Genomic DNA, 24,121 nt, shown 5'->3' with positions numbered 1-24,121 from the left:
GAGCGGCCGGTCAGCGCTGGCGGGGGAGCTCGACGCGGAAGGTGGCGCCCTCGCCGGGGGCGGTGCGCAGGGTGAGGGTGCCGCCGTGGGCCCGGGTGAGGGCGGTGGCGATGGCGAGCCCGAGGCCGGCCCCGCCGCCGTTGTCGCGGCTGCGGGAGGCGTCGGCCCGGAAGAAGCGGTCGAAGACCCGCTGGGCCTGCTCCTCGGTGAGGCCGGGGCCGGAGTCGGCGACCTCCAGCAGGCAGATGCCGCCGGGGCCGGCCCCCACGCCGATCCGGACGGGGGTGCCGGCCGGGGTGTGCTTGACGGCGTTGCCGACCAGGTTGGTGACCACCTGCCGCAGCCGCGCCTCGTCGCCGACGACGGGTGCGGCGCCGGGCGCGCCGGTGCCGCCCGGGCCGGTGAGCGCGACGGGGCGGCTCGGGTCGAGGGCGGTGAGGTCGTGCAGCGCGTCGGCGGCGAGGGTGCGCAGGTCCATCGGGGCGAGGTCGAGCGGGCGCTCCTCGTCCAGCCGGGCGAGCACCAGCAGGTCCTCGACCAGGGCGCCCATCCGGTCGGCCTCGCTCTCGATCCGGGTCATGGTCCGCTTGACGTCGGCCTCGGTGGGCAGCGCGCCCATCCGGTACAGCTCGGCGAAGCCGCGGATGCCGGCCAACGGGGTGCGCAGCTCGTGCGAGGCGTCCGCGACGAAGCGCCGCATCCGGGCCTCGGACTCGGCGCGGGCCGCGAAGGCCGCCTCGATCTGGGTGAGCATCCCGTTGAGCGCGGTCGACAGCCGGCCGACCTCGGTGCCCGGGGAGAGCTCCGGCATCCGGTGGGACAGCTCGCCGGCCGCGATCCGTTCGGCGCCCGCCTCGATCCGGCGCAGCGGCCGCAGCCCGGCCCGTACCGCGAAGAAGCCGAGGGCGGCGATCAGCACCAGGACGCCGCCGCCGATGGCCAGGAAGGAGGTGCTCAGCTTGCCGATGGTGGCGTCGATGTCCTCGCGGGAGACGGCCACCATGACGTGGCTCGGGGTGACCTCCGGCGAGGCGTACGCGCTGGGGCCGGGGGCCTGTCCGCGGGGCGGCTGGAGCGGCAGCACCAGGACCCGCCAGCTGTGCCGGCCGCGCTGGTCGGGCAGGTCGAAGGGGACGTCGGGGGCGGTCCGGGCCGGGTCCAGCCCGGCCAGCTGGGGCGCCGGGTCGCTGTCCGAGACGGGCTGGCGCATCACGGCCTGGACCTTGCCGTCCGAGGAGAGGTACTGCACCAGGTACTGGCTGGGCAGGCTGACCTTCCGGGCGGTGACGGCGGGCCGCCCGGCGGCCTGCGCGGTCAGCTGGCTCGGGGGCTTGCGGGAGAGCGGCAGCCCGTACCGCTGGAGCTGCTCGTCCAGCTGCTGCACCAGCTGGCTCCGCACGGTGCCGAGCACGAAGGTGTCGCTGACCGCGAGCCCGGTGGCGACCAGCGCGAGGACGAGCACCAGCAGCCGGACGCGCAGCGACAGCCGGGAGGAGAACCGGGCGGACACGGGCGGGCCGGTCAGCCCTGCGGGGGGCGGCGCAGGACGTAGCCGATGCCGCGCACGGTGTGGATCAGCTTGGGGCCGTGCGTCGGGCCGGAGTCGAGCTTGCGGCGCAGGTAGGAGATGTACGACTCGACGATGGAGAGGTCCCCGCCGAAGTCGTAGGCCCAGACGTGGTCGAGGATCTGCGACTTGGAGACCACCCGGCCGACGTTGGCCATCAGGTAGTGCAGCAGCTTGAACTCGGTCGGGGAGAGCGAGACCGGGGCGCCGCCCCGGGTGACCTCGTGGGCGACCGGGTCGAGGCTGAGGTCGGCGACGACCAGCCGGCCGTCCTCGGCGGGCCCGCCGGCCCGGCGCAGGATGGCGCGGATCCGGGCGATCAGCTCCTCCAGGCTGAACGGCTTGGTGACGTAGTCGTCGGCGCCGGCGGCCAGGCCCTGCACCTTGTCGCCGACGCCGTCCTTGGCGGTGAGGAAGAGCACCGGCAGGTGGTCGCCGGGGTGGCCGTGGGCCGGCCCGGCTATCTGTCCGCGGCTGGTGCGCTCGCGCAGCCTCTCCACGACGGTGAAGCCGTCGAGGTCGGGGAGCATCACGTCGAGCACGACCAGGTCCGGGCGCTCGGCGGCGACGAGTTCGAGCGCCTCGGTGCCGGTGGCGGCGGAGGCGACGCGGAAGCCGGAGAAGCGCAGCGAGGCGGAGAGCAGTTCGCGGATGTTGGGCTCGTCGTCCACGACGAGCAGGAACGCTTCGCCCTGGCCCCCGGCCGCCGTGGGGCCGCCTGGTGTGGTGACAGTGCCTTGCACGGGGCTTTCGCCTCCCGGTCGGACGATGACGTTCAGCATGAGGCTAGCCCCCGGAGGCTATGCGGCATGGATGAATGTTGGATTAACACCTTATCGGTCGGTTTCTGGGCGCCCGGCGCCCAGCGGCGGGGTGGGTGGTGTGCGCACGGGCGTGAACACGACGGCCGGGGAGCGCGCGCTGCGCCATGCGCCGTGCCGGCTGCGCCGCACTCCTCCATGGCACTCCGGACCCGACCGGCCGGCCGCACCGCCGGGCGCCCCGGCACCGCGGACCGGCCCCGGCTCTTCCGGTTTTCCGCCTGCTATGATTTACCCCGAGGCGAAGGCAGTGCTTTCGAGCAATTGCCCGGCCCGATCATTTCGGTGGTCATAGCGAGAGGGAAACGCCCGGCTCCATTCCGAACCCGGAAGCTAAGCCTTTCAGCGCCGATGGTACTGCAGGGGGGACCCTGTGGGAGAGTAGGACGCCGCCGAATTCTTCTTACGGCCCCTGCCGTGTCCGACAGTGACACGGCAGGGGCTTTTTCCGTTTTTCCGCCGCCGCCCCCCTCCGTCCGTCATATGAGACGCCGAGTCCCGGAAGAGGCACTTTGCGGGCATCCGAGAGGATGACGGACGCCGAAACGGACTTGCGTCTCGCTACCTGAGACTGCAATATCATGCTATGGACAACACTAGCGGCGTCGGCGTTCTCGACAAGGCCGCTCTGGTGCTCAGCGCACTGGAGTCGGGCCCCGCCACGCTGGCGGGGCTGGTCGCCGCCACCGGTCTGGCGCGCCCCACCGCCCACAGACTCGCCGTCGCACTCGAACACCACCGCCTGGTCACCCGTGACATGCAGGGCCGCTTCATCCTCGGCCCCCGCCTGTCCGAGCTCTCCGCCGCCGCCGGCGAGGACCGACTGCTCGCCACCGCGGGCCCCGTCCTCACCCACCTGCGCGACGTCACCGGAGAGAGCGCGCAGCTCTACCGCCGTCAGGGCGAGATGCGCATCTGCGTCGCCGCCGCCGAACGACTCTCCGGCCTGCGCGACACCGTCCCGGTCGGCAGCACCCTGCCGATGAAGGCCGGCTCCGCCGCCCAGGTCCTGCTGGCCTGGGAGGAGCCCGAGCGCCTCCACCGAGGCCTCCAGGGCGCCCGCTTCACCGCCACCGCGCTCAGCGGCGTCCGCCGTCGCGGCTGGGCCCAGTCCATCGGCGAGCGGGAGCCGGGCGTCGCGTCCGTCTCCGCTCCCGTCCGCGGGCCCTCCAACCGCGTGGTGGCCGCCGTCTCCGTCTCCGGCCCCATCGAGCGGCTGACCCGTCACCCGGGCCGCCTGCACGCCCAGGCCATCATCGAAGCCGCCAACCGGCTCACCGAAGCCCTCCGCCGCAGCTGACGGGGGTACGGCCGGAAGGGCCGCGACCGGGGACGACCTCCTCCGGCGCGGCCCTTCGGCGTTCGGGCCTCCCGCGCGTTCCGGGGCTGCCCGCACTTCCGCGCTTTCCGTCCGGCGGTTCCGGGACGCGGATTTCCCGGGCCCTTCCCCGGGACGGAAAACCCCGGGCCGGAATGCGCCGCACCGGAATGCGCCCGCCCGGAATGCGCCGGATGGGAATGCGCCGGATGGGAATGCAGCGGGCCGCCGGGCATGCCCCCGGCCGGAATGCCCCCGGCCGGCATTTCCCGGGCGGAGCGCCACCCGCCCGGATTCACCTCCGCCCGCGAAGGCGCCGGCCTACGGTTCCAGCCGGTGCGGGCCCCGGAAGAGGAACGTGGCCTCACGGATCGACGGCAGGCCCAGGGCGAGCATCAGCAGCCGGCCGAGCCCCAGGCCGAACCCGCCGTGCGGCGGGGTGCCGTAGCGGAAGCAGTCGAGGTACCCGGAGAGCGGGCCGGTGTCCATGCCCTTCTCCCGGGCCTGGGCGACGAGGCGGTCGTACCGGTGTTCGCGCTGGGCGCCGGTGGTGATCTCCACGCCCTTCCACAGCAGGTCGAAGGACTCGGTGACGCTCGGGTCGTCCTCCGGCCGCAGGTGGTAGAACGGCCGCACCGAGGCCGGGAACCGGGTGACGAAGACGAACTCGTGCCCGGTCTCCTCGGCGACCAGGGCGGACAGCGCCCGCTCGCCCTCGGGGTCGAGGTCCTCCCTGACGCCCTGCGGGTCCCAGCCGGTGGCCCGGAGCGCGGCCAGTGCCCCGGCCATGGTGATCCGGGGGAAGGGCAGCGCCGGGACGACCACCTCCGTACCGAAGTGCTCGGCGACCGCCGCTCCGTGGCGCTCGGCGACGGCGGCCAGGACGCGGTGCAGCATCCGCTCCTCGAAGGCCATCACGTCCTCGACCCCGTCGACCCAGGCGATCTCGGCGTCCACCCCGGTGAACTCGGTGGCGTGCCGGGAGGTGAAGGACGGCTCGGCCCGGAACACCGGCCCGATCTCGAAGACCCGGTCGATGCCCCCGGCGATGGCCATCTGCTTGTAGAACTGCGGGGACTGGGCGAGGTAGGCGGTGCGGCCGAAGTAGCCGACCTCGAACACCTCGGCGCCCGACTCGGAGGCCGTCCCCATCAGCTTGGGCGTGTGCAGCTCGGTGAAGCCCTCCTCGGCCGTCACCTCGCGCATCGCCCGCTCGACGGTCGTCTGGACGTCGAAGACCAGGTGCCGGGAGGGGCGCCGGATGTCGAGGAACCGCCAGTCCAGCCGTTGGTCGATCCCCGTGCGCTCGTCGATCGGCAGCTTCGGCTCGGCCGGCGAGACGACCTCCACCCGGGTCGGGACGATCTCCAGACCGCCGAGCCTGACCTGCGGGGCGGCCACCACCCGGCCGGTGATCCTGACGGCGGACTCGACCGTCACGCCGTCGAAGGCGGCCTCGATGGCGTCGCCCTGCCCACCGCGCGGGTGGGTGACCTGCACGAGGCCGGTGTGGTCGCGGACCAGGACGAACTGGATGCGCCGCTGGAGCCGGAGCGTGTCGACCCACCCGTGGACGGTGACCGTCTCTCCGAGGCGTGCGGGCAGCTCTGCGACAAGGGTGCGCGTCATGACAGGGAACTCCCCGGCTGTGCGGGCGCGTTGGTCGCGCCACGTCGACGGGCGGTAGACGGCCGCCCTGGGCTCGTTCACCGTAGTCGATCAAGCCCGGGGGAGTCGCCCGGTTTTCCGCCCGCCGACGGGGCCCCGGGGAGCGGGCCCCGGCGGCCGCCGGGGCGGGCCCGTCAGTGCAGCCGGTCCTGCCAGTCGGCGGGGACCTTCCCGGCGGGGCCCGGGGTCGGCTGGTCGACCGGGTGGGCCGTGGGCGGTGCCAGCGGCGGGCCCTCGTAGTACGCGCCGGTCTCCAGGTTCCAGAACCAGTCCTCGCCGGGCTCGAAGCTGACCAGGAACGGGTGGCCGGCCTCGCGGGCGTGCCGGGTGGCGTGCCGGCCGGGCGAGGAGTCGCAGCAGCCGATGTGGCCGCAGGCCGCGCAGCGCCGCAGGTGGAACCACCAGCCGCCGCCGGCCAGGCACTCCGCGCAGCCGTCGCCGCTGGGCACCGCGGTGGGGTCGATTCCCGGGATCGGCTCGCCGGTCATACCTGCCTCCTCGGCTGGGCGGTCCGTCCCCACCAGCCTGGCCCGGCGGCGCGGGTGCTGCCAGTCCGGGGGCGTGGAGGGACCGCGGGGCGGGTTCGTCCTACCCTGGACCGCAGGGGGCTCGGGGCACCACCGGCACCAGCCCACGGAGTCGCCATGGCCACCACGAAATGGTTCTTCGAGCCCAGCCACACCGGGGCGGAGTTCCGGGCCCGGCACATGATGGTCACCTACGTGCGCGGCCAGCTCAAGAACGTGCACGGCTCCCTGGAGGTCGACCCGGACGCCCCGGAGCGGGCCAGGGTCGAGGCGGCCGTCGACGCGACCCAGGTGTACACCGGCTCGCCCGAGCGGGACGCGCACCTGCGCAGCGCCGACTTCTTCGACGTCGAGCACCACCCGACCTGGCACTTCGTCGGATCACGGGTCCACCGGGTGAGCGCGAGCGGCTTCGAGGTCACGGGGCGGCTCACCATCCGCGGCGTGACCCGCCCGGTCACCTTCGACGTGAGCTACCTGGGCCAGTGGGACACCCCGTGGTGGGAGGACGGACGCGACCTGGGCCCCCGGCGGCGGGCCGGGTTCACCGCTCGCACCCGGATCAACCGCCAGGACTTCGGCGTGAGTTGGAACGACGTGGTGGACCGCGGCGGCACGGTGGTCGGCGACCTGGTGGACGTCACGGTGGATGTCGAGGCCGTCCTGGAGAGCGCCCCGGAGCAGGGCGGCACAGGCTGACCACCGACCCCCGGACGCCGCGGCCGGCGGACCCCACGAATGGCCCGATCGCCCCACCCGTGTCGTTCGACTGCCGTATGATATGCCAACCTTGTTGATCCGAGGGGGAGTTGACGATGGACGACACGATCGCCGCCGGAATGAACGCGCTGGTCACCCTCATGGTGAACGCCGGCTGGAGCACGATCCGGGACCGGGTCCAGGCGATCCTGTCGAGGCACCGGGCGGTGGACCGGGTCGAGGAGGACACCGAACTGGAGCAGCTCCGCGCGGCCCTGCCGCTGCCGGACGGCGGGGAGGGCTTCTCGGAGGAGGACCAGCGGCGGATCCTCGGGCTCTGGCGGATCGGCGACGCCGCCCCGGACCTCCAGCGGCTGGCCGAGGCGCTGACGGAGAAGGACACCAACACCACCACCATCGTCAACAACGGGAAGATGGTCAACCACAGCGGCAGCGGCGACCAGCACATCACCTTCTGACCCTCCGCCCATGGCCGCGAACCCCCCGCCGGGGCCCGGGGGCCTCCCCTCCGAACCGCCCCGGCCCTCCCACGACACCACCATCCACACCGCCGGCCAGACGGCCAGCCACAGCGGCAGCGGGAACCAGAACATCTGGGTGGTGCCCCCGCGCCCGAAACCGGGGCCGAAGGCGGTGCCGGTGCTGCTGGTGCTCCTGCTGGCGGTGGGGGCGGCGCTCACGGCGGCGGCCGTCCTGCGGCCCCGGCCGCCGGGCCCCGTCCTGATCCGGGACGTCCAGCAGAACCAGTCCATGACCACCGGCACCGGTCCGGCCCTGATCACCCTGGAGGTCCCGGCCCGGCACCCGCCGGCGGCCCTCCTGATCGGCCTGCGCGACACCAGCCCGGCCACCAACTGCGTGCCGGGCAGCCGGCTCAGTGCCCACGACTCGGCCGGGGGGTCCCTGGACGTCCGGAAGGAGGCCGAGGAGTTCCGGGTCACGCTCCCCCGCGGCTCGGGGAGGGTCACCGTCCTGGCGACCGTCGAGAACGACGACCCCGGGTGCCGGCTGAACCTCTCCGCCACGGTGGCGTGAGACTCCGGCGACCCATCCGATCCCATCCACCTGGGGGACGCGTGCACACACTCGTCAACGGCACGGGCCGGCGCCTCGTCCTGTGCGCCCTGGCCGCGACGGCCCTGCTGGCCGGCTGCGACGGCGGGGGCCGCACCGCCCCGCCGCAGCCCGCCGCCACGACGTCGGCGACGCAGCAGGCGTGGCTCGGCAGCCACGTGAACATCGGGGTGAAGAACGACCAGCCCGGCCTCAACCAGAAGGACAACTACCACAACAGCGGGTTCGACTACGACCTGGCGATGTACCTGGGCAAGAAGATGGGCTTCACCCCGAACCTCGTCGACGTCCCCTCGGACCAGCGTGAGGAGAAGCTGAAGAACGGGGACGTGCAGTTCGTCATCGCCTCCTACTCGATCACGCCGGAGCGCAAGGCCCAGGTGGACTTCGCCGGCCCCTACCTGAAGACCTCGCAGGCGCTGCTCGTCCGCGCGGGGGAGACGAGGTTCACCAAGCCCGGGGACGTCGCGAAGAAGCACATCTGCACCGCGACGGGCTCCACCTCCGCGGCCGGCATGGCCTCCACCGCCCTCCCGACCCCGGACACCCTGCTGGCCGGCTCCCTCTACTCCCGCGCGGACTTCTCCACCTGCGTGGACGACCTGCGCAAGGGCGACCAGCAGGCGGACGCCGTCTACACCGACGCCGCGGTCCTCTACGGGTTCACCCAGCTCTTCCCCGGCCAGCTGAAGGTCCTGCCCCTCACCTTCGGGTCGATCAACTACTACGGAATCGGCATCCAGAAAGGCCACCGGGACGTCTGTCGGCAAGTGGTGCAACACCTGAAGGCGTTCCTCCGGGAGGAATGGATGCAGCGGTTCCACGACAATCTCCCCAGCATCGAGGACGCCCTCCCCGGCCGCTTCGCCAACGAGTACCGGCCCGACGGGAACACCGAGGTGGACCAGTACTCCAGCTGCAGCTGAGCACCCGCCCGTCCGCAGGCCCCGGCCCGCGCCCGGCCGGTGGGAACCGGTCGCCCCGGCCGTGCAACGTTTCGCCCCCCGCGCGGCATCCAACGGGTGGGACCCGGCGCAGGGAGGGGAGGCACCGGCGGGGCGGACCGGACCGGAGGGGATTTCCGATTCGGGCCCGCGCTCTCAGTTCGTATGCGACTTGACTTGTCAGGGGCGACTTCCGAAAGCTGTTGCACAGCCGTGACAGCCGCGCCGGAAAAGCCGTTCGACCAGGGACTTCCAAGGGTTAGCATTCCGGAATGGAATCGAACGTCCCCTCGATATGGAGTTCCTCGGAGGAAGCGGGCCCCCGGCCGTCCCGCAGGGCCCCGCTCCGGCTGGCCCGCCTCGGTGCGACCTTCCTGGGGGTGAGCGTCGTGTCCGGTGTGCTGCTGGCCGGGCTCGCGCTACCCGTCGCTGGCGGCATCGGACTGACGGCCAAGAACACGGCGGAGGGGTTCGAGGACGTCCCCTCCGACTTCAAGACCCCACCGCTCACCCAGGCCACCCAGATCTTCGACGCCAAGGGCGGCCTGATCGCCAAGGTCTACGAGCGCGACCGCACCGTCATCCCCGCCGACCAGATGTCGCCGTTCATGCGGCACGCCCAGGTGGACATCGAGGACGCCCGCTTCTACGAGCACGGCGCCGTCGACCTCAAGGGCGTGCTGCGGGCCATCAGCAAGAACGCCGAGAGCGGCACCACCGCGCAGGGCGCCTCCACGCTGACCCAGCAGTACGTGAAGAACGTCAACGTGGAGAAGGCCGGGGACGACCGGGACGCCGTCCTGGAGGCCCAGCGCAAGACCCTGGGCCGCAAGATCCAGGAGCTGAAGGTCGCCGTCAAGCTGGAGGAGGAGGTGCCCAAGGAGCAGATCCTCACCAACTACCTCAACATCACGTACTACGGGAACGGCGCCTACGGCGTGGAGGCCGCCTCCCAGCGCTACTTCGGCAAGAGCAACAAGGACCTGACCGTCGCCGAGGCGGCGATGCTCGCCGGGCTGGTCCAGAACCCGTCCCAGTACGACCCGGTGCGCTACCCCGACGCCACGGTCAAGCGGCGCAACGTCGTGGTCGACAAGATGCTCGAGAACAAGCACATCACCCCCGAGCAGGCCCAGGAGGCCAAGGCCGCCCCGCTCGGCCTCAACTTCAGGGCCCCGCAGAACGGCTGCATCACCGCCCAGGCCGGCATGGGCTTCTTCTGCGACTACGTCCGCCACGTGGTCAAGCAGGACCCGGTGTTCGGCCAGAGCGCCGAGGAGCGCAAGAAGGTCTGGAACACCGGCGGCCTGAACATCTACACCACGCTGGACCCGGACAAGCAGGCCGCCGCCCAGAACGCGGTGAGCAGCAACGTGCGCGTCACCGACAGCGTCTCCGCCGCCGTCTCGATGGTCGAGCCCGGCACCGGCAAGATCCTCGCCATGGCCCAGACCCGCCCCTACGGCCTCCAGGAGGAGAAGAACCAGACCGTCGTCAACCTCAACGTCGACGCGGCGATGGGCGGCGGCAACGGCTTCCAGCCCGGCTCCACCTTCAAGCCGGTCGTCGCGGCCGCGGCGCTGGAGGCCGGTGTCCCGGCGACCCAGGAGTACTCGTCCCCGAACAAGCTCGAGTACCCGACGATGAAGACCTGCGAGGGGACCTGGAAGAACGAGGCCCGGCCGAAGACGGTCGTGCCCAACGAGTCCGCGAGCGAGAAGGGCCCGTACCAGCTGAAGCAGGCGATGGCGCTCTCGGTCAACACCTACTTCGTCCAGATGGAGCAGGAGATCGGCCTCTGCGCGGTCAAGCAGATGGCCAACAAGCTGGGCATCAGCACCAAGGCCAGCGGCAAGCCCCTGGAGGAGGTCCCCGCGATGGCCCTGGGCGTCGAGGAGATGAGCCCGCTGACCATGGCGAACGTCTACGCGACCTTCGCCGCCCAGGGCACCCACTGTGCGCCGGTCGCCATCGACCGGATCACCACCGTGGAGGGCAAGGACGTCCCCGTCCCGGCCGGCCACTGCGAGAAGGTGTTCTCCGACTCGACGGCGCGGGCGCTGAACACCGTCCTCAACGGCGTCACCGAGAACAACGGCACCGGCGCGGCGCTCAGCCTGGAGGACAACCGGCAGATCGCCGGGAAGACGGGCACCTCGGACCGCAAGCGGGCCGCCTGGTTCAACGGCTACACCCCGCAGCTCGCCACCGCCGTCTGGCTCGGCGGCCCCAAGGGCGGCGTCGAGATGCGCAACATCACCATCAACGGCAAGTACCGCACCGAGGTGTTCGGCGCCGACGGCCCCGGCCCGATCTGGCGCGACGCCATGAACCAGGCCCTGCGCGGCACCCCCAAGCAGTCCCTGCCGATGGCCGACATCCCCGACCCGGCCCCCCGGACCACCCCGGGCAGCACCGGCGCCGCCACCGCCCCGCCCGCCACCCCGGGCGGCCCGGCCACCGCCGGCGCACCCGACCCCGCGCAGCCCTGACGGCGCTTTCCCCGCACGCCGCCCCGCCGGGCTCCCGCTCGGCGGGGCGGCGCCGTCTCCCGGGCCGGTCAACCCGCCTCGGCGAAGGCGGACTTCAGGGCCGCGGTACGGGTGAGGACGGCGACGGCGACGAGGGGGAGCGCGGAGAGGCCCTGGAGCACCGCGTACCAGAGCGGGCAGAGGCCGGGGATCGCGTCGACCGCGATGACGGCCACCGGCAGCACGGTGGCCAGGGTGCGCAAGCGGTCGAAGGGCCGGTACGAGCCGGCGGCGGCGCGGGTGGCCAGGTGGTGGAGGAAGCAGGCGAGCGCGGGGAGGAGCACGCCGCGGATCCACATGAACGGCGTCGCGGTGTGCCCGGCGGCCGCCGTCGCCGCGACGGTGCCGAGGACGACGGCGCCGCCCGCGCCGAAGAGCAGGACGCACCGCTTCACCGTGGTGAAGTCGGCCCGGCCGGTCGTGGTCGCCATGGTTCTTCCCCCTCCGAGTCGTTGTGGGAACGACGCTACGCAGCGGACGGGCGGCCGGGTATGGGCCCGGCCCCACGATCGGGTGGGGCTGGACCCACCCCCCGCCGACCTGCGGGTCCACGGGGGAAATCGAGCGGCGCGGGCTCCTCGTGATGGCTAGGGTGGCCCGATGACACCGGTCAAGAAGTTCCAGGTCACCTTCGACTGCGCCTCGCCCGAGCGCGTCGGCCGCTTCTGGTGCGCGGCCCTGGGGTACGTCCCGCCGTCCGTGCCCGAGGGGTTCGACACCTGGGAGGACTACCAGCGCTCGCTGCCGGCCGAGAAGCGCGACTCGTGGTTCGCCGCCAGCGACCCGACGGGGGCCGGCCCGCGCATGTACTTCCAGCGCGTTCCCGAGGGCAAGGTGGTCAAGAACCGGCTGCACCTCGACGTGCGGGCGGGCACCGGCCTGGTGGGCGCGGAGCGCGTGGCGGCCCTGGAGGCCGAGTGCGCCCGGCTGGTCGCGCTGGGCGCGACCCGGGGGGAGCTGCTGGTCGCCGACGAGGAGAACGAGTCGTGCCTCGGGATGCAGGACGTCGAGGGCAACGAGTTCTGCCTCGACTGACGGCCCCCGCCCGGAGGCGCCCGGCGAGCGTGCGGAGGCCCTCGCCCGGTAGCCGGGCGAGGGCCTCGCGGTCGTCCGGCGGTTCCGGGTCAGCCGCCGGACGGGTTCCTGGGGGCGCCGCCACCGGCGCCGCCGAAGCCGCCCGCCGCCGCGCCGCCCTCGACGAGCTGGCCCGCGGTGTAGCCGCCGTCGGCGTCGGGGGTGCCGACGACGGTCACGCTCTGGCCGGGCTGGAGGTCCCCGACCTTGCCCTCCCTGTTGAGCTGGACCTTCGTCGCGTCGCCGGTGGTGACCTTGACGGTGTTGCCGTTGCTGTCCGTCAGGTACACCGTGGTGCCGTCGACGGCTTTGACGGTGCCCCGGGCGAAGCCGGCCTGGCCCTGGCCGCCCTGGCCCGGCTGGCCCTGGCCCCCTCGGCGGGAGCCGCCCTGCCCGTAGCCGCCGGTCGGCGCGGCCACGGCCGGCCGGGCGGAGGACTTCCCGCTCCCCGTGGACCCGTGGTCCTGCTGGTACCAGACCCCTCCCGAGAACGCCCCCGTGGCGATCACGCCGCCCGCCAGCACCAGGCTGAGCCAGGGCAGCTTCCGCCGGGGCGGCGCGGCCAGTTCGGCGCGCACGTCCCGGGCGTCCGGCGCGGTGGCGAGGAGGGCGAGCTGCTCGGCCGGGGTAGCGGCCTCGGTCGTGGCGACCGTCGCGATCTCTTTGCTCATGACAGTGGAGTCCTACTCGTGCCGGAGGGCGTCGATCGGCCGCAGCGAGGCGGCCCGGTTGGCGGGGTAGCTGCCGAAGAACAGCCCGATGGCGACGGCGATGGCGAAGGCGCCGAGCACCGACGCGGGGATCACCACCGGGCGGATGCCGACGATGCTGACGTGTGAGCCGGCGATCCCGGCCGCCACGCCCAGCCCGGCGCCGATCACCGACAGCAGGGTCGACTCGGTGAGGAACTGCCCGAGGATCACCGCGCGCGGTGCGCCGAGCGCCTTGCGGATGCCGATCTCGCGGGTCCGCTCGGTGACCGTCACCAGCATGATGTTGGTGATCCCGATCCCCCCGACCAGCAACGAGATCGCCGCCACCGCGCCGAGCAGCACGGTGAAGGTCTTCGTGGTGCTCTCCCTCGCCGTGAGCAGCGAGGACTGGCTGGTGATCCGGAAGTCCGCCTTCGCCGGGTCGGCGATCGCGTGCGTCCCGAGCAGGACGCGGGTGATCTCGGACTGGGCCTGGGCGGTGGTGTCCGCGGACGAGGCCTGCACCAGGATCTGGTTGACGGAACCGAAGCCGGTGAAGGCGTTCTGCACCGTCGGCAGCGGGGCGATCACCACGTCGTCCGGGTCGGTGAAGCCGCTGCCGCCCTTCGCCCGGAGCACCCCGACCACGGTGAACGGCGTGCCGCCGAGGACGACCGACCGGCCGACCGGGTCCTCGGTGTCGAAGAGCTGCCTGGCCGTCGTCGCGCCGAGCACCGCGACCTTGCGCGAGGCGAGCACGTCGTCGTCGGTGAAGTACTCGCCGCGGGCGACCTTCTGGTTGGCGGTCTCGAAGTACGACGGGTAGGTGCCGACGATCGAGCCCGGGCTGTACGAGACGTTCCCGTACAGGGCCGTCCCGCTGGTGGTGACCACCGGGGCGACGGACCGGATCGCCCCGGCGTCCGGGTCGCTCGCCAGCGCCTTGGCGTCGGCGACCGTGAGCTTCTTGACGGCGGAGGTGGCTCGGGTGCCGCCGTTCGCCGAACCGGCGCTGACGGTGAGGGAGTTGGTGCCGAGCGAGGTGATCGACTCCTTGACCGCCACCGAGGAGCCGTTGCCGACCGCCAGCAGCAGGATCACCGAGGCCACACCGATCAGCACCCCGAGCATGGTGAGCGCCGAGCGCACCTTGTTGGCGGCCAGGCCGCCGACCGCGAAGCGGAGCGTCTGCCAGAGGATCACGCCGGCACCTCCGCGACCGCTGTCCCCGCGTCCGCCGCCTCCAGGAAGGGCGGCGGGCCCTCCACCGGGGCCTGCCGCAGGTCGCTCACGATCTGCCCGTCAACCAGCCGCAGCACCCGCTTGGCGTGCCGCGCGACCTCGTCCTCGTGGGTGATCAGCACGACCGTGCGGCCGGTGGCGTTGAGCCCGTCGATCAGGGCCAGCACCTCCTGCGTCGAGCGGCTGTCGAGGTTGCCGGTCGGCTCGTCGGCGAGCAGCATCGCGGGCGCCGTCACCAGCGCCCGGGCCACCGCGACGCGCTGCTGCTGGCCGCCGGAGAGCTCGTTGGGCTTGTGGCCGGAGCGCTCGGCGAGCCCGACGAGCGACAGCGCGGCCAGCGCCCGGCGGCGCCGCTCGGCGGTGCGCACGCCCGCGTAGGCGAGCGGCAGCTCGACCTGGGCCAGGGCGGTGGTGCGGGGCACCAGGTTGAAGGACTGGAAGACGAAACCGATCTTGCGGTTGCGGACCAGGGCGAGCTGCTGCTCGTCGAGGTGGCCGACGTCGGTGCCGTCCAGCAGGTAGCGGCCGGAGGTCGGGACGTCCAGGCAGCCGAGGATGTTCATCAGGGTGGACTTGCCGGAGCCGGAGCTGCCCATCACGGCGACGTAGTCGCCCTGTTCGATGTCCAGGCTGACGCCCTGCGGCCCGCCGGTCTCCGGGTCGCAGGGGCCGCGCAGTGCGTGCACGGTGGCGTCGCCGTGCCCGTACGCCTTGGTGAGCCGGCGGATCCGGATCACCGGGACGGGGTGCGCGGGGACGCGCTTGTCGATGACGTGGCGCATGAGCCGTCTCAGCCCCTGCCGCCGCGCCCGGCGCCGCCGCCGGTGCCGGTGCCCGGGAAGACCCCGCCGCCGGCGCCGCCGCCGTTCCGGTTGCCACCGAGGCCCGGGAAGGAGGCGTTCGGGAAACCGTTGCCGCCGCTGGTGGTGGGGATCTCGACCGTGTCGCCCTCCTTCAGTCCGGAGACCACCTGCACGGTGCTGTCGCCCTCGACCCCGACCCCGACGGTGACCCGCTCGGTGGCGCCGTCCGACCGCAGCAGGGTCGCGGTGCGCGAGGTGCCGGTGCCGGACAGGGCGGAGGTGGGCAGCGAGAGCGCGTGGTCGGCCTCGCCGGTGATCACCTGGACGGTGGCGCTGAGGCCGGTGCGCAGCGCGCTGGTGTCCCCGGAGAGCTGGAGGGTGGCCGCGTACTGGACGGCGGCGGAGCCGGCCGCGCCGCCGGAGCCGCTGCCACCGCCGCTGGGCAGCGAACTGACCGACAGCACGGTCGCGTTGAGCTTGGTGTCGGACTGGGCGTTCAGGGTGACGGTGGCCGCCTCGCCCTTCTTCAGCTTGAGCGAGTCGAGCTCGGAGAAGTTGGCGGTGACCTGCATCCCGGTCGGGTTGGTGAGCACGATGAAGCCGCTCGGGGCGGCCGTCGGACTCGCGGACGTGCCGGTGGACTTGCCGCTGGCGGAGGCGCCGGATCCGGTGGCCCCGACGGTGTCGCCGACCTTGCCGGAGACGGAGGCGACGGTGCCGTCCACCGAGGCGGTCAGGGTGGTCCCGGCCAGCGCCGCCTGGGCGTTGGCGAGGGTGGTCTGCGCGGTGGTGACCTGCTGCTGGGCCTGGGCCACCGCCGCCTCGTCGACCTTGGTGGTGGTGACGGTGGTGGTCTGCGGGGCGGGCGTACTGCTCCCGCCCGCCCCGCGGCCGCCGGCTCCGCCGCCCGCCCCGGCGCCGGAGGTGGCGGAGGTGGCGGGGGTGCCGGCGGAGGCGGCGCCCGGCAGCGGCTCGGTGGTCGTGGTGGTGACCCCGGCCTGGGCCTTGGCCAGGTTGGCCTGGGCCGTGGTGAGGGCCGCCTGGGCCGCGTCCACCTGCTGCTGGGCGGCCGTGGTGTCGACGGTGGCGAGCACCTGGCCCTTCTTCACCACGTCCCCGACCGCGACCTTGACCTCGGTGAGCCGGCCGCCGGTGGCGAAGTCCTGGGCGGCGTCGGTCGGTGAGACCAGGGTGCCGGTTCCGGACACGGTGGCCAGGACGGTCCCCTTGGACACCGTCGCGGTACGGGCCGCGGGCCTGGCGGCGGCCGGGCCGGAGCTGCCGTTGACCGTGGCGTACACCAGGGCCGCGCCGCCCAGCAGGGCCGCGCCGAGCGCGGAGTTGACGAGGACGGCGCCTCGCCGCCGTGGGAGCACCTTCATGCCGGACAGCTTCCCGGGGAGCTCTTGCGTCGCCCTGGGCGCGGACTGGGAGAAGACTGACCGGCCGGATCCGGGCATTGCGGGCAGAACACCCCTCCCGCGCGGGCGCCTTGGCCGCCCCGTGGGCGGCCGTTGGCCGAACTCCCAGCGGGCTCCCAGCGATCTCCAGGCATCCGGCAGGACGTTCCGAGGGCGTTCTCAGACGGCGGCGCGGGAAGTGCGGCGCGGGAAGTGCGGCGCGGGGGCGCCGCGCCGAAGGAGCGGCGCGGGTGCGCGGACTCCGGCCGACACAGGTGCGCGGAACGCCGCAGGGGCGCACCGGAGGACCGGCACGCCCCTGCGATCACCCGCGGAGCAGGACGTCAGAGCGACTTGCGGAAGGCCTCCGCCACCGACAGGAAGATCGAGTTGCCCTCGGCCTCGCCGATCGACACCCGCACGCCCTCCGGGAACGGCCGCACGACCACGCCGGCCTCGGCGCACGCGGCGGCGAACTCCGCCGAGCGCTCACCGAGCCACAGCCAGACGAAGTTGGCCTGCGAGTCCGGGATCTCCCAGCCCTGGGCGCGCAGCCCGGCCACCACCCGGGTGCGCTCCGCGACCAGCGCCTCCACCCGCTCCAGCAGCGCCTCCTCGGAGCGCAGCGAGGCGACGGCCGCGTCCTGGGCGAGCCGGCTCACGCCGAACGGGGTGGCGACCTTGCGCAGCGCGGCCGCGACCGGCTCGTGCGCGATCGCGAAGCCGACCCGCAGGCCCGCCAGGCCGTACGCCTTGGAGAAGGTGCGCAGCACGCAGACGTTCGGGCGGTCCCGGTAGAGGTCGATGCCGTTGGGCACCTCGGGGTCGCGGATGAACTCGATGTAGGCCTCGTCCACCACGACCAGGACGTCGCTCGGGACGGCGTCCAGGAAGCGCTCCAGCTCGGCGCGGTGGATCACGTTGCCGGTGGGGTTGTTGGGGTTGCAGACGAAGACCAGCCGGGTGTTCGGGGTGACGGCGGCGAGCATCGCGTCCAGGTCGTGGTCGCCGTTCGGCTTGAGCGGCACCGGGACGGGCGTGGCCCCGGCGACCGTGGCGACGATCGGGTACGCCTCGAAGGAGCGCCAGGCGAAGACCACCTCGTCGCCCGGGCCGGCCGTGACGAGCACCAGCGACTGGGCGATGCCGACCGAGCCGGTGCCGGTGGCGATGTGCTCGACGGGCACCCCGAAGCGCTCGGCGAGCACCGAGGTCAGCTCGGTGACGCCCATGTCCGGGTAGCGGTTGAACGAGCCGGCCGCCTTGACCGCGGTCTCCAGCACGCCGGGCAGCGGCTCGTAGGGGTTCTCGTTCGAGGACAGCTTGTAGGCGTCGGCGCCGGCCGGCTTGCCGGGCTTGTACGCGGGGATGCCGTCGAGGGTCGGCCGCAGCCGCGGGCCCTGCGCTGACGTACCACTGCTCACGGTCGTACTCCGTTTCCAGTTGCGGAACTCTCCGGTGCGCTCGCCCGCCACGGACGGGTTCGCCTCCGTGCCCGGACCTCGTGACGCGCCCGGACCAACCCGGTCGGGTGCCTTGCACGATACCGACCGCCCTCACCCGTAGGAGTGAGATGCCCGGTCGGGCTACAGGCGCAGATCAGCCATTCTGCCCCGTTCCTTTGGCACATGTCAGAGGTAAGAGGCCTGCTTTCAGGCGGGTATCGAAGGGGCGCACCCCGGCTCACTCATGGAGAAACGTATCTCCGCAGGCTCCCGATGCGCCGGTCACAGACCCTTGTCAGGAGCCATACGATCGGTCCGCCATGACAGCAGCAGCCAACCAGAGCGGTCGGCGTCCCACCACCTCACGGCGTCTGGAGCGGGCCGGCATCCGGGATGTGGCAGCAGCCGCCGGAGTGTCGATCACCACTGTCTCCGATGCGCTGAACGGGAAGGGCCGCCTGCCCGACGAGACCCGCAGCCGGGTGCGCGAGGTCGCCGAGCGCCTCGGCTACCGCCCCTCCGCGGCCGCCCGCACCCTGCGCACCGGACGGTCCGGCCTGATCGGGCTGACCGTCACGACCTACGGTGAAGAGCCGTTCACCTTCACCGAGTTCGCGTACTTCGCCGAGATGGCCCGGGCCGCCACCAGCGCCGCCCTGGGCCGCGGCTACGCGCTGGTGGTGCTGCCCGCCTCCTCCCGCCACGACGTCTGGGGCAACATCGCCCTGGACGGCACCGTGGTGATCGACCCGCCCGACCAGGACCCCCTGGTGAGCGAGCTGTACCGGTCCGGCGTGCCGGTGGTCAGCGACGGCAAGCCCGGCAACTGCCCGGTCACCGCCTGGGTCGACAACGACCACGAGGCCGCCGTGCTCGGCATCCTCGACCACCTCTCCGAGGCCGGCGCCCGCCGGATCGGCCTGCTCACCGGCACCAGCACCGACACCTACACCCGGCTCTCCACCGAGGCCTACCTCGGCTGGTGCGCCAAGGTCGGGCAGGAGCCGGTGTACGAGACCTACCCGGCGCACGACCCGGCCGCCGGCGCCGTCGCCGCCGACCGGCTGCTCGCCCGCCCCGACCGGCCGGACGCCGTCTACGGGCTCTTCGACCCCAACGGCACCGACCTGCTGGCCGCCGCCCGCCGCTACGGCCTGCGGGTGCCGGACGACCTGCTGCTGGTCTGCTGCAGCGAGAGCGACGTGTACGCCGCCACCGAGCCGCCGATCACCACGCTCTCGCTCAAGCCGCGCAAGATCGGCACCACCGTGGTCAACCTGCTCATCGACGCGATCGAGGGAGTGGACTCCGGGACGGGCGTGGACATCGCCCGGCTGTTCCCGCCCCGCTTCCGCACCGCCGGCACCGGGCCGCCCCCGGGCACCCTGATGCCGACCGAGCTGATCGTCCGCGCCTCCTCGCAGCGCCGGAGCCCGCGCACCACCGTGAGCCCGCCCCGGCCCCCGGGCGAGGTGTAGACCACCTCGCCGCAGCAGCCCCGAGGCCGGGAAGCGGTGCCCGGCCGGAGCTGACGAGACCGTACCGAGCCGGGACAAAACGGACCTTGTGGGACCGCCCGGCTGACGCTCCGGAGGATTGGATACCCACCAGGTGACGACGCCGGGAGAGTGGTCTTCCTATGATGGGCGAATGACTCCCGAGGACCGCTTCCCCGGGCCTGAGCACCCCCACTCAGGCCTCCGCCACCAGCCGGACCTCGATGTGCTGCCGTACGGCACCTATTACGAACCCGACCCCGCCACCGGCTACCCCGCCGCCCCCTACGACGGCGGCGAGGCCTACGACGGGGAGACCTACAGCGGCTACGGCGGAGCCCGCTACCTGGAACAGCACTGGCCCGCCGACGGCCAGGGCCACACCGTGCACGCCCAGGGCATCGGCCTGGACCACGGCCCCGCCTTCTCGGAGCAGGGGCACCAGGGACACCAGGGGCACCAGGCGCAGGGCGGCTACGAGGAGGGCACCGGGTACGAGGACGGTGCCGGGTACGAGGACGCGGGCGGGTACGAGGACGCGGGCGGGTACGACGAAGCCTCCGGGTACGAGGACGCCGCCGGCTACGCCGGGAGTCAGGAGCAGGGCGGCTACGACGGCCAGGAGCAGGGCGGCTACGAGCCAACCCTGCCCGACCAGCCCTCCCCGGCGCTGCGGCTCGACGGCCGCGACGACCCGCCGACCATCGAGCTCGGCCCGCCGCTGCCCGACCCCGCCGCGCCGACCTACCCGTACCCGGCCCCCGGCCCCGGCGAGCCCCCCGGCCCGGTCTACGTGGTCGGCGACGTGCACGGCTACCTGGAGGAGCTGCGCGCCGCGCTGCACGGCCAGGGCCTGATCGACGCCGAGGGCCACTGGTCGGCCGGCCGCGCCCGCATCTGGTTCCTCGGCGACTTCACCGACCGCGGCCCCGACGGCATCGGCGTCATCGACCTGGTCATGCAGCTGGCCGCCGAGGCCGCCGCGGCCGGCGGCTACTGCCGCGCCCTCATGGGCAACCACGAACTGCTCTTCCTCGGCGCCGCCAAGTACGGCGACGAGCCCGTCCAGTCCACCGCCGGCACCGCCTCCTTCCTCGCCGCCTGGCGGCTCAACGGCGGCCAGCAGAGCGACCTGGACCGGCTGGAGGCGCACCACATCAGCTGGCTCTCCCGGCTGCCCGCGATCGCGCTGGAGGACGGCCACCTGCTGCTGCACTCCGACACCACCGCGTACCTGGAGTACGGCGAGTCCATCCCCGACGTCAACGACGCCGTGCACGGCCTGCTCGCCGACGGCAGCGTGGACGACTGGTGGGACTGCTTCCGCCGCTTCACCAAGCGGTTCGCCTTCCGCGGCGACGCCGGCCCGATGGCCGTGCACGAGCTGCTGGACACCTACGGCGGCAGCCGGATCGTGCACGGACACAGCCCCATCCCGTACCTCACCGGCGCAGTGCACAACGACGACGGCCAGCCGCCGCACATCCCCGGGCCGTACGTGTACGCGGACGACCTCGCGGTGGCGATGGACGGCGGCGTCACCATGGAGGGGCGGCTGCTGGTCGCCCGGCTGCCCATCGACTGACCGGCCGTCGGCTTCCAACCACCCGCGCACGGGGAACAGTTGTTCCCGGCGCCCGGGCCGTCGCACGCGCGCGTCCGGGGGCGCGAAATTCCGGAAACCGACTGTCAGCCCGGGCGCGGCCGCCCCTACCATGAGGCACACCACACCCGGCCGCCCGTCCGGCGGCCCGCCTCCGCGCCCGTTTCGGCGCCCTGAGGGCCGCGCGCCCCCGGGGCGCAGCGATCGGGGTCCGCACGAACGGGGTCCCCATGTCCAACCCCCCGCCCCTGCTCGCCGAGGACCGCCCCGAGTACGAGCGGCTCCTCGCGGAAGCCCTGCGCGACCGCACCGTCCTCGCCGCCCTGCGCGCACCCGGCGCGCTCACCACCGCCGAGCTGCGCCTGCGCGCCCTGCGCGACGCCGACCGGGTCAACGCCGCGGCCGCCACCGAGTACACCCACTACACCCGGCTGCGCGACAGCCTGCACAGCACGCCCCCGCCGCCGCCCGGCGGCGAGCCCGCGAACCCCGGGCTGCTCGCCCAGCTGCGCACCGGGGGCGGCAGCGGCGCCGGGCTGTTCCCCGTCCTCACCGTGCTCACCCCGATCCTGGCCTGGGCCGCCGCGCTGTTCCTGCTGCTGGTCGGCTACCTGCTGCGCGCCGTCGGCCCGGACGTCGCGCTGGCCCGCTCCCTCGTCACGGCCGGCTGGGTGGCGCTCGCCGCCGGGGTCGCCGCGATGGCCATCGGCCTCGTCGGCCTGCTGCTCACCGCCCTGCGCGACGGCGCCGCCGCGACGCCGGCCGGCACCGACCCGGAGCTCGCCGCCGAACTGGGCGACGCCCACGGCGAGTGGCGCGCCGCACTGCGCGAGCACGGCCTCGTCCCGTACCTGCTCGCGGCACTGCCGCCGGTGCCGGGTACGGCCGCCGCCCGGGCCGAGCACGACGGCCCCGACGCCACCAGCCCGGACTTCACCCCGCCCGACTTCACCGGCCCCGGCTACAGCCCGCCCGCCTTCACCAGCCCGGGGGCCGACGGACCGACCGGCCCCGGGGGCCGGGCTCCGCACTCCTCCGCCCCCACCCCGCCCGGCTTCACCGGCCCCGGGTACACCTCACCCGACTTCACCGGCCCCGACGACGTCGACCACACCGAACTCCACCCCCACCTCCCCCACCCCGCCACCCCCACCCGACCCGGATACACCTCACCCGACTTCACCGGCCCCGACGACGTCGGCTGAGCCGGCCGTCCCCGCGCCGGCCGTCCCCGCGCCGGATGTCCCACCCCGGCCGTCCCCGCACCGGCCGCGCGGCTCAGAAGCCGGTGGGCAGGCGCGGCGTGTACGGGGCCTCCAGGGCCGCCGCCTCGGCGTCGGTGAGCCGCAGGCCCAGGGCGGCCGCCGCGTCGTCCAGGTGGCCCGGGCGGGCGGCGCCCACGACCGGGCCGGCCACCACCGGATTGCGCAGCACCCAGGCCGGCGCGACCTGCGTCATCGGCACGCCCCGGGCCTCGGCGACGCGCTGGACGGCTTCCACGATCGGGCGGTCGACGTCCGCTAAGAACCGTCCGGCCACCGGGTCCCCGGCCGAGCGGACGGTCTGCCGCCCGTACGGCCGGGCCAGCCGGCCCGAGGCCGGCGGGCACCAGACCAGGCCGGCCACCCCCTGGTCGGCCAGGAACGGGAACATCTCCCGCTCCTCCTGCCGCTGCACCAGGCTGTACTGGTGCCGCATCGACACGAACCGCGGGCCGCCCGCCACGGCCGCGGCGTGCCGCAGCCGGGCGAACAGCCAGGCCACATCGAGGAGACGCCGACGTACCGACGTCGCCCCGCTCGCCGGCCCCGAGTTCACCCGCCGGCTCGGCAACCACCTCGTCCCCCGCCGCGGCCCGCTGCGCCTGCGCCACCCGGACGGGCCCGAACTCCGCTTCCACCGCGCGACCCTGGAGTTCCCCGAGGACTCCCAGCAGCTCCTCGTCCTGCTCCCGGCCGACGCCGCGACCGCCTCCCACCTCGACCGCCTGCTCAGCGCCCCGGCACCCCGCCTGCGCGCGACCTCCTGACGGCACCCGGCCCGCCGGCGTGCCCCGGGGCGGACCCGGGCGACCGTAGGGCTGCCGGGTATTGATCACGCCCGCGGCCTGGAGCATTGTGGAGACCGTCCGCAGCAGTCGCCCCGCGGCCGTCGTCCCGGCCGTCGTCCCAGCAGTCGTCCCCAGCCCCGGAACGGAGCCGGTCCCCATGCGCGTCAAGGCCTTCGACCACCTCGTCCTCAACGTCGCCGACGTCGAGCGCTCGCTCGCCTTCTACTCGGGCCTGCTGGGCCTGACCCCCGTACGGGTCGAGGAGTGGCGGGCCGGCCGGGTGTCGTTCCCGTCCGTGCGGATCACCCCCGAGACCATCATCGACCTGGTCCACGGCCCCCGGCACGAGTCCAACGTCGACCACATCTGCCTCACCGTCGAGCCCCTCGACTGGCAGGAGGTCATCGACGCCGGCACCTTCACCGTCCTCGAAGGCCCCGTCCCCCGCTTCGGCGCCCGCGGCACCGCGACCTCCGTCTACGTCCGGGACCCGGACGGCAACACGGTCGAGCTCCGCTGGTACCCCGAGGACGCCGAGGCCCCCGAGGACTGAGCGGCTGCCGGGCCCGGGCCCGGGCCCGGCAGCCCCCTTACGCCCCCCGCACCGGTCAGGCCCGCCCGGCGAGGTGCTCGACCAGCCGGTCGAAGCTGGAGTTCAGCCCCGCCTCGGCCTCCGGCCCACGGAACATCTCCGGCACGTCGACCTGGTGCAGCACCACCTGGGTGCGCCCCTCGCCGAGCTCGGTGAAGGTGAGGCTGGACCGCATCCCGGTGCCCTCCTCCAGCAGCGCGAAGGACTCCCCCGCCCGGAACTCGGTGATCTCCGCCTTCAGCGGGTACCGCTCACCGGTCGCGTCGATCACCATGGTGCTGTCGTAGCGCCCGCCCTGCTTCGCCTCGATCGTCACCGTCTCCACCGGCACGTGGGTGCCGACCGGCCCCCAGAAGCGCACGAACTGCTCCGGCTCGAAGTACGCCTCGAACGCCGCGGCGGGCGTCCCCGGCAGCTCGCGGGTGATGGTCAGCTCGCCCAGGTTCTCGGTCATCTCGGTCTCTCCTGCGTGGTCGCGTGATCGCTTGCACAGGGGTAGACCGGAGCCGCCCCGAGAACTCATCGCTCCCCGGAAGGTTTTCCGACGAACTCGC

General features: G+C 73.6%; 23 protein-coding genes and 1 rRNA gene. 12 read left to right on the top strand and 12 right to left on the bottom strand.

Annotated elements, in window-relative coordinates; all coding sequences use genetic code 11:
- Positions 1–10: 10 nt before the first annotated feature.
- Positions 11–1,510 (bottom strand): sensor histidine kinase, encoded by a 1,500-nt coding sequence (locus ACH5AR_RS08505; RefSeq protein ID WP_396300591.1) that lies wholly within the window; start codon positions 1,508–1,510, stop codon positions 11–13.
- Positions 1,511–1,521: 11 nt separating this feature from the next.
- A complete protein-coding gene (locus tag ACH5AR_RS08500; protein ID WP_396300590.1) occupies positions 1,522–2,310 on the bottom strand; it encodes a response regulator transcription factor in 789 nt (262 codons plus the stop codon).
- Positions 2,311–2,669: 359 nt separating this feature from the next.
- Between ACH5AR_RS08500 and rrf the strand changes: the two genes are divergently transcribed.
- Positions 2,670–2,786, top strand: a 5S ribosomal RNA gene (gene rrf / locus ACH5AR_RS08495).
- Positions 2,787–2,974: 188 nt separating this feature from the next.
- Positions 2,975–3,688, top strand: a complete 714-nt coding sequence (locus ACH5AR_RS08490; RefSeq protein ID WP_030246527.1) for an IclR family transcriptional regulator — start codon at positions 2,975–2,977, stop codon at positions 3,686–3,688.
- Between the two features lie 339 nt (positions 3,689–4,027).
- On the opposite strand, the gene aspS is transcribed toward ACH5AR_RS08490, so the two are convergent.
- Together aspS and ACH5AR_RS08480 are read right to left on the bottom strand one after the other, a co-directional pair.
- Positions 4,028–5,335 (bottom strand): aspartate--tRNA(Asn) ligase, encoded by a 1,308-nt coding sequence (gene aspS / locus ACH5AR_RS08485; RefSeq protein ID WP_396300589.1) that lies wholly within the window; start codon positions 5,333–5,335, stop codon positions 4,028–4,030.
- A 173-nt stretch (positions 5,336–5,508) separates the two neighbouring features.
- The gene (locus tag ACH5AR_RS08480) at positions 5,509–5,862 is read right to left on the bottom strand and encodes a UBP-type zinc finger domain-containing protein (RefSeq protein ID WP_396300588.1); all 354 of its coding nucleotides are present in this window, start codon (positions 5,860–5,862) and stop codon (positions 5,509–5,511) included.
- A 156-nt stretch (positions 5,863–6,018) separates the two neighbouring features.
- On the opposite strand from ACH5AR_RS08480, the gene ACH5AR_RS08475 reads away from it, so the two are divergent.
- The 5 genes from ACH5AR_RS08475 to ACH5AR_RS08455 all read left to right on the top strand — a co-directional run bounded on the left by ACH5AR_RS08475 (position 6,019) and on the right by ACH5AR_RS08455 (position 11,131).
- The gene (locus ACH5AR_RS08475; RefSeq protein WP_396300587.1) at positions 6,019–6,600 is read left to right on the top strand and encodes a YceI family protein; all 582 of its coding nucleotides are present in this window, start codon (positions 6,019–6,021) and stop codon (positions 6,598–6,600) included.
- Between the two features lie 116 nt (positions 6,601–6,716).
- On the top strand, positions 6,717–7,079 hold the full coding sequence (locus ACH5AR_RS08470; protein ID WP_396300586.1) for a hypothetical protein: 363 nt from the start codon (positions 6,717–6,719) through the stop codon (positions 7,077–7,079).
- 10 nt (positions 7,080–7,089) lie between these two features.
- Positions 7,090–7,656, top strand: a complete 567-nt coding sequence (locus ACH5AR_RS08465; protein ID WP_396300585.1) for a hypothetical protein — start codon at positions 7,090–7,092, stop codon at positions 7,654–7,656.
- 41 nt (positions 7,657–7,697) lie between these two features.
- The gene (locus ACH5AR_RS08460; protein ID WP_396300584.1) at positions 7,698–8,621 is read left to right on the top strand and encodes a transporter substrate-binding domain-containing protein; all 924 of its coding nucleotides are present in this window, start codon (positions 7,698–7,700) and stop codon (positions 8,619–8,621) included.
- Between the two features lie 398 nt (positions 8,622–9,019).
- Complete coding sequence (locus tag ACH5AR_RS08455) at positions 9,020–11,131, top strand: transglycosylase domain-containing protein (protein ID WP_396300583.1); 2,112 nt, start codon at positions 9,020–9,022, stop codon at positions 11,129–11,131.
- Between the two features lie 68 nt (positions 11,132–11,199).
- Here the strand turns inward: ACH5AR_RS08455 and ACH5AR_RS08450 are convergent, their stop codons facing one another.
- The gene (locus ACH5AR_RS08450) at positions 11,200–11,601 is read right to left on the bottom strand and encodes a hypothetical protein (protein ID WP_396300582.1); all 402 of its coding nucleotides are present in this window, start codon (positions 11,599–11,601) and stop codon (positions 11,200–11,202) included.
- 169 nt (positions 11,602–11,770) lie between these two features.
- On the opposite strand from ACH5AR_RS08450, the gene ACH5AR_RS08445 reads away from it, so the two are divergent.
- Entirely contained in the window at positions 11,771–12,205 is a 435-nt protein-coding gene (locus ACH5AR_RS08445) for a VOC family protein (protein ID WP_396300581.1), read from the top strand.
- 89 nt (positions 12,206–12,294) lie between these two features.
- On the opposite strand, the gene ACH5AR_RS08440 is transcribed toward ACH5AR_RS08445, so the two are convergent.
- The 5 genes from ACH5AR_RS08440 to hisC all read right to left on the bottom strand — a co-directional run bounded on the left by ACH5AR_RS08440 (position 12,295) and on the right by hisC (position 17,805).
- Positions 12,295–12,915 carry a hypothetical protein gene (locus ACH5AR_RS08440; RefSeq protein ID WP_396300580.1) on the bottom strand — a complete coding sequence of 207 codons (621 nt, stop codon included), beginning with the start codon at positions 12,913–12,915 and terminating at the stop codon, positions 12,295–12,297.
- Positions 12,916–12,927: 12 nt separating this feature from the next.
- A complete protein-coding gene (locus tag ACH5AR_RS08435; protein WP_396300579.1) occupies positions 12,928–14,139 on the bottom strand; it encodes an ABC transporter permease in 1,212 nt (403 codons plus the stop codon).
- Positions 14,136–14,960 carry an ABC transporter ATP-binding protein gene (locus ACH5AR_RS08430; RefSeq protein WP_396300578.1) on the bottom strand — a complete coding sequence of 275 codons (825 nt, stop codon included), beginning with the start codon at positions 14,958–14,960 and terminating at the stop codon, positions 14,136–14,138. The genes ACH5AR_RS08435 and ACH5AR_RS08430 overlap by 4 nt, the downstream gene beginning before the upstream one ends.
- 8 nt (positions 14,961–14,968) lie before the next feature.
- A complete protein-coding gene (locus ACH5AR_RS08425) occupies positions 14,969–16,363 on the bottom strand; it encodes an efflux RND transporter periplasmic adaptor subunit (protein ID WP_396300577.1) in 1,395 nt (464 codons plus the stop codon).
- A gap of 362 nt (positions 16,364–16,725) precedes the next feature.
- On the bottom strand, positions 16,726–17,805 hold the full coding sequence (gene hisC, locus ACH5AR_RS08420) for a histidinol-phosphate transaminase (RefSeq protein ID WP_396300576.1): 1,080 nt from the start codon (positions 17,803–17,805) through the stop codon (positions 16,726–16,728).
- Between the two features lie 341 nt (positions 17,806–18,146).
- Here hisC and ACH5AR_RS08415 point away from each other — a divergent pair, with 341 nt between their 5' ends.
- The 3 genes from ACH5AR_RS08415 (at position 18,147) to ACH5AR_RS08405 (ending at position 22,130) form a co-directional block, all read left to right on the top strand.
- On the top strand, positions 18,147–19,304 hold the full coding sequence (locus ACH5AR_RS08415) for a LacI family DNA-binding transcriptional regulator (protein ID WP_355262119.1): 1,158 nt from the start codon (positions 18,147–18,149) through the stop codon (positions 19,302–19,304).
- 172 nt (positions 19,305–19,476) lie between these two features.
- Positions 19,477–20,907, top strand: a complete 1,431-nt coding sequence (locus tag ACH5AR_RS08410) for a metallophosphoesterase (RefSeq protein WP_396300575.1) — start codon at positions 19,477–19,479, stop codon at positions 20,905–20,907.
- 248 nt (positions 20,908–21,155) lie between these two features.
- Positions 21,156–22,130, top strand: a complete 975-nt coding sequence (locus ACH5AR_RS08405; protein WP_396300574.1) for a hypothetical protein — start codon at positions 21,156–21,158, stop codon at positions 22,128–22,130.
- A 73-nt stretch (positions 22,131–22,203) separates the two neighbouring features.
- Here the strand turns inward: ACH5AR_RS08405 and ACH5AR_RS08400 are convergent, their stop codons facing one another.
- Positions 22,204–22,689, bottom strand: a complete 486-nt coding sequence (locus ACH5AR_RS08400) for an aldo/keto reductase (protein ID WP_396300573.1) — start codon at positions 22,687–22,689, stop codon at positions 22,204–22,206.
- Positions 22,690–23,132: 443 nt separating this feature from the next.
- On the opposite strand from ACH5AR_RS08400, the gene ACH5AR_RS08395 reads away from it, so the two are divergent.
- A complete protein-coding gene (locus tag ACH5AR_RS08395) occupies positions 23,133–23,528 on the top strand; it encodes a VOC family protein (protein WP_396300572.1) in 396 nt (131 codons plus the stop codon).
- Positions 23,529–23,583: 55 nt separating this feature from the next.
- On the opposite strand, the gene ACH5AR_RS08390 is transcribed toward ACH5AR_RS08395, so the two are convergent.
- Positions 23,584–24,021, bottom strand: a complete 438-nt coding sequence (locus ACH5AR_RS08390) for an SRPBCC domain-containing protein (protein WP_396300571.1) — start codon at positions 24,019–24,021, stop codon at positions 23,584–23,586.
- Between the last annotated feature and the right edge of the window lie 100 nt (positions 24,022–24,121).

Origin of the sequence: Kitasatospora sp. NPDC018619, assembly GCF_044391605.1 — a bacterium.
Classification (GTDB): Bacteria; Actinomycetota; Actinomycetes; order Streptomycetales; family Streptomycetaceae; genus Kitasatospora.
Note: the sequence above shows the minus strand (reverse complement) of the source record. Positions and strands in the feature narration are given on the sequence as shown.

What these genes read in the sequence shown, in the direction of transcription:
- ACH5AR_RS08490 (WP_030246527.1), top strand. Translation starts at nt 2,975, where the DNA reads ATGGACAACACTAGCGGCGTCGGCGTTCTCGACAAGGCCGCTCTGGTG.
- aspS (WP_396300589.1), bottom strand. Translation starts at nt 5,335, where the DNA reads ATGACGCGCACCCTTGTCGCAGAGCTGCCCGCACGCCTCGGAGAGACG.
- ACH5AR_RS08480 (WP_396300588.1), bottom strand. Translation starts at nt 5,862, where the DNA reads ATGACCGGCGAGCCGATCCCGGGAATCGACCCCACCGCGGTGCCCAGC.
- ACH5AR_RS08475 (WP_396300587.1), top strand. Translation starts at nt 6,019, where the DNA reads ATGGCCACCACGAAATGGTTCTTCGAGCCCAGCCACACCGGGGCGGAG.
- ACH5AR_RS08470 (WP_396300586.1), top strand. Translation starts at nt 6,717, where the DNA reads ATGGACGACACGATCGCCGCCGGAATGAACGCGCTGGTCACCCTCATG.
- ACH5AR_RS08465 (WP_396300585.1), top strand. Translation starts at nt 7,090, where the DNA reads ATGGCCGCGAACCCCCCGCCGGGGCCCGGGGGCCTCCCCTCCGAACCG.
- ACH5AR_RS08450 (WP_396300582.1), bottom strand. Translation starts at nt 11,601, where the DNA reads ATGGCGACCACGACCGGCCGGGCCGACTTCACCACGGTGAAGCGGTGC.
- ACH5AR_RS08445 (WP_396300581.1), top strand. Translation starts at nt 11,771, where the DNA reads ATGACACCGGTCAAGAAGTTCCAGGTCACCTTCGACTGCGCCTCGCCC.
- ACH5AR_RS08440 (WP_396300580.1), bottom strand. Translation starts at nt 12,915, where the DNA reads ATGAGCAAAGAGATCGCGACGGTCGCCACGACCGAGGCCGCTACCCCG.
- ACH5AR_RS08430 (WP_396300578.1), bottom strand. Translation starts at nt 14,960, where the DNA reads ATGCGCCACGTCATCGACAAGCGCGTCCCCGCGCACCCCGTCCCGGTG.
- ACH5AR_RS08425 (WP_396300577.1), bottom strand. Translation starts at nt 16,363, where the DNA reads ATGAAGGTGCTCCCACGGCGGCGAGGCGCCGTCCTCGTCAACTCCGCG.
- ACH5AR_RS08415 (WP_355262119.1), top strand. Translation starts at nt 18,147, where the DNA reads ATGACAGCAGCAGCCAACCAGAGCGGTCGGCGTCCCACCACCTCACGG.
- ACH5AR_RS08410 (WP_396300575.1), top strand. Translation starts at nt 19,477, where the DNA reads ATGACTCCCGAGGACCGCTTCCCCGGGCCTGAGCACCCCCACTCAGGC.
- ACH5AR_RS08405 (WP_396300574.1), top strand. Translation starts at nt 21,156, where the DNA reads ATGTCCAACCCCCCGCCCCTGCTCGCCGAGGACCGCCCCGAGTACGAG.
- ACH5AR_RS08395 (WP_396300572.1), top strand. Translation starts at nt 23,133, where the DNA reads ATGCGCGTCAAGGCCTTCGACCACCTCGTCCTCAACGTCGCCGACGTC.
- ACH5AR_RS08390 (WP_396300571.1), bottom strand. Translation starts at nt 24,021, where the DNA reads ATGACCGAGAACCTGGGCGAGCTGACCATCACCCGCGAGCTGCCGGGG.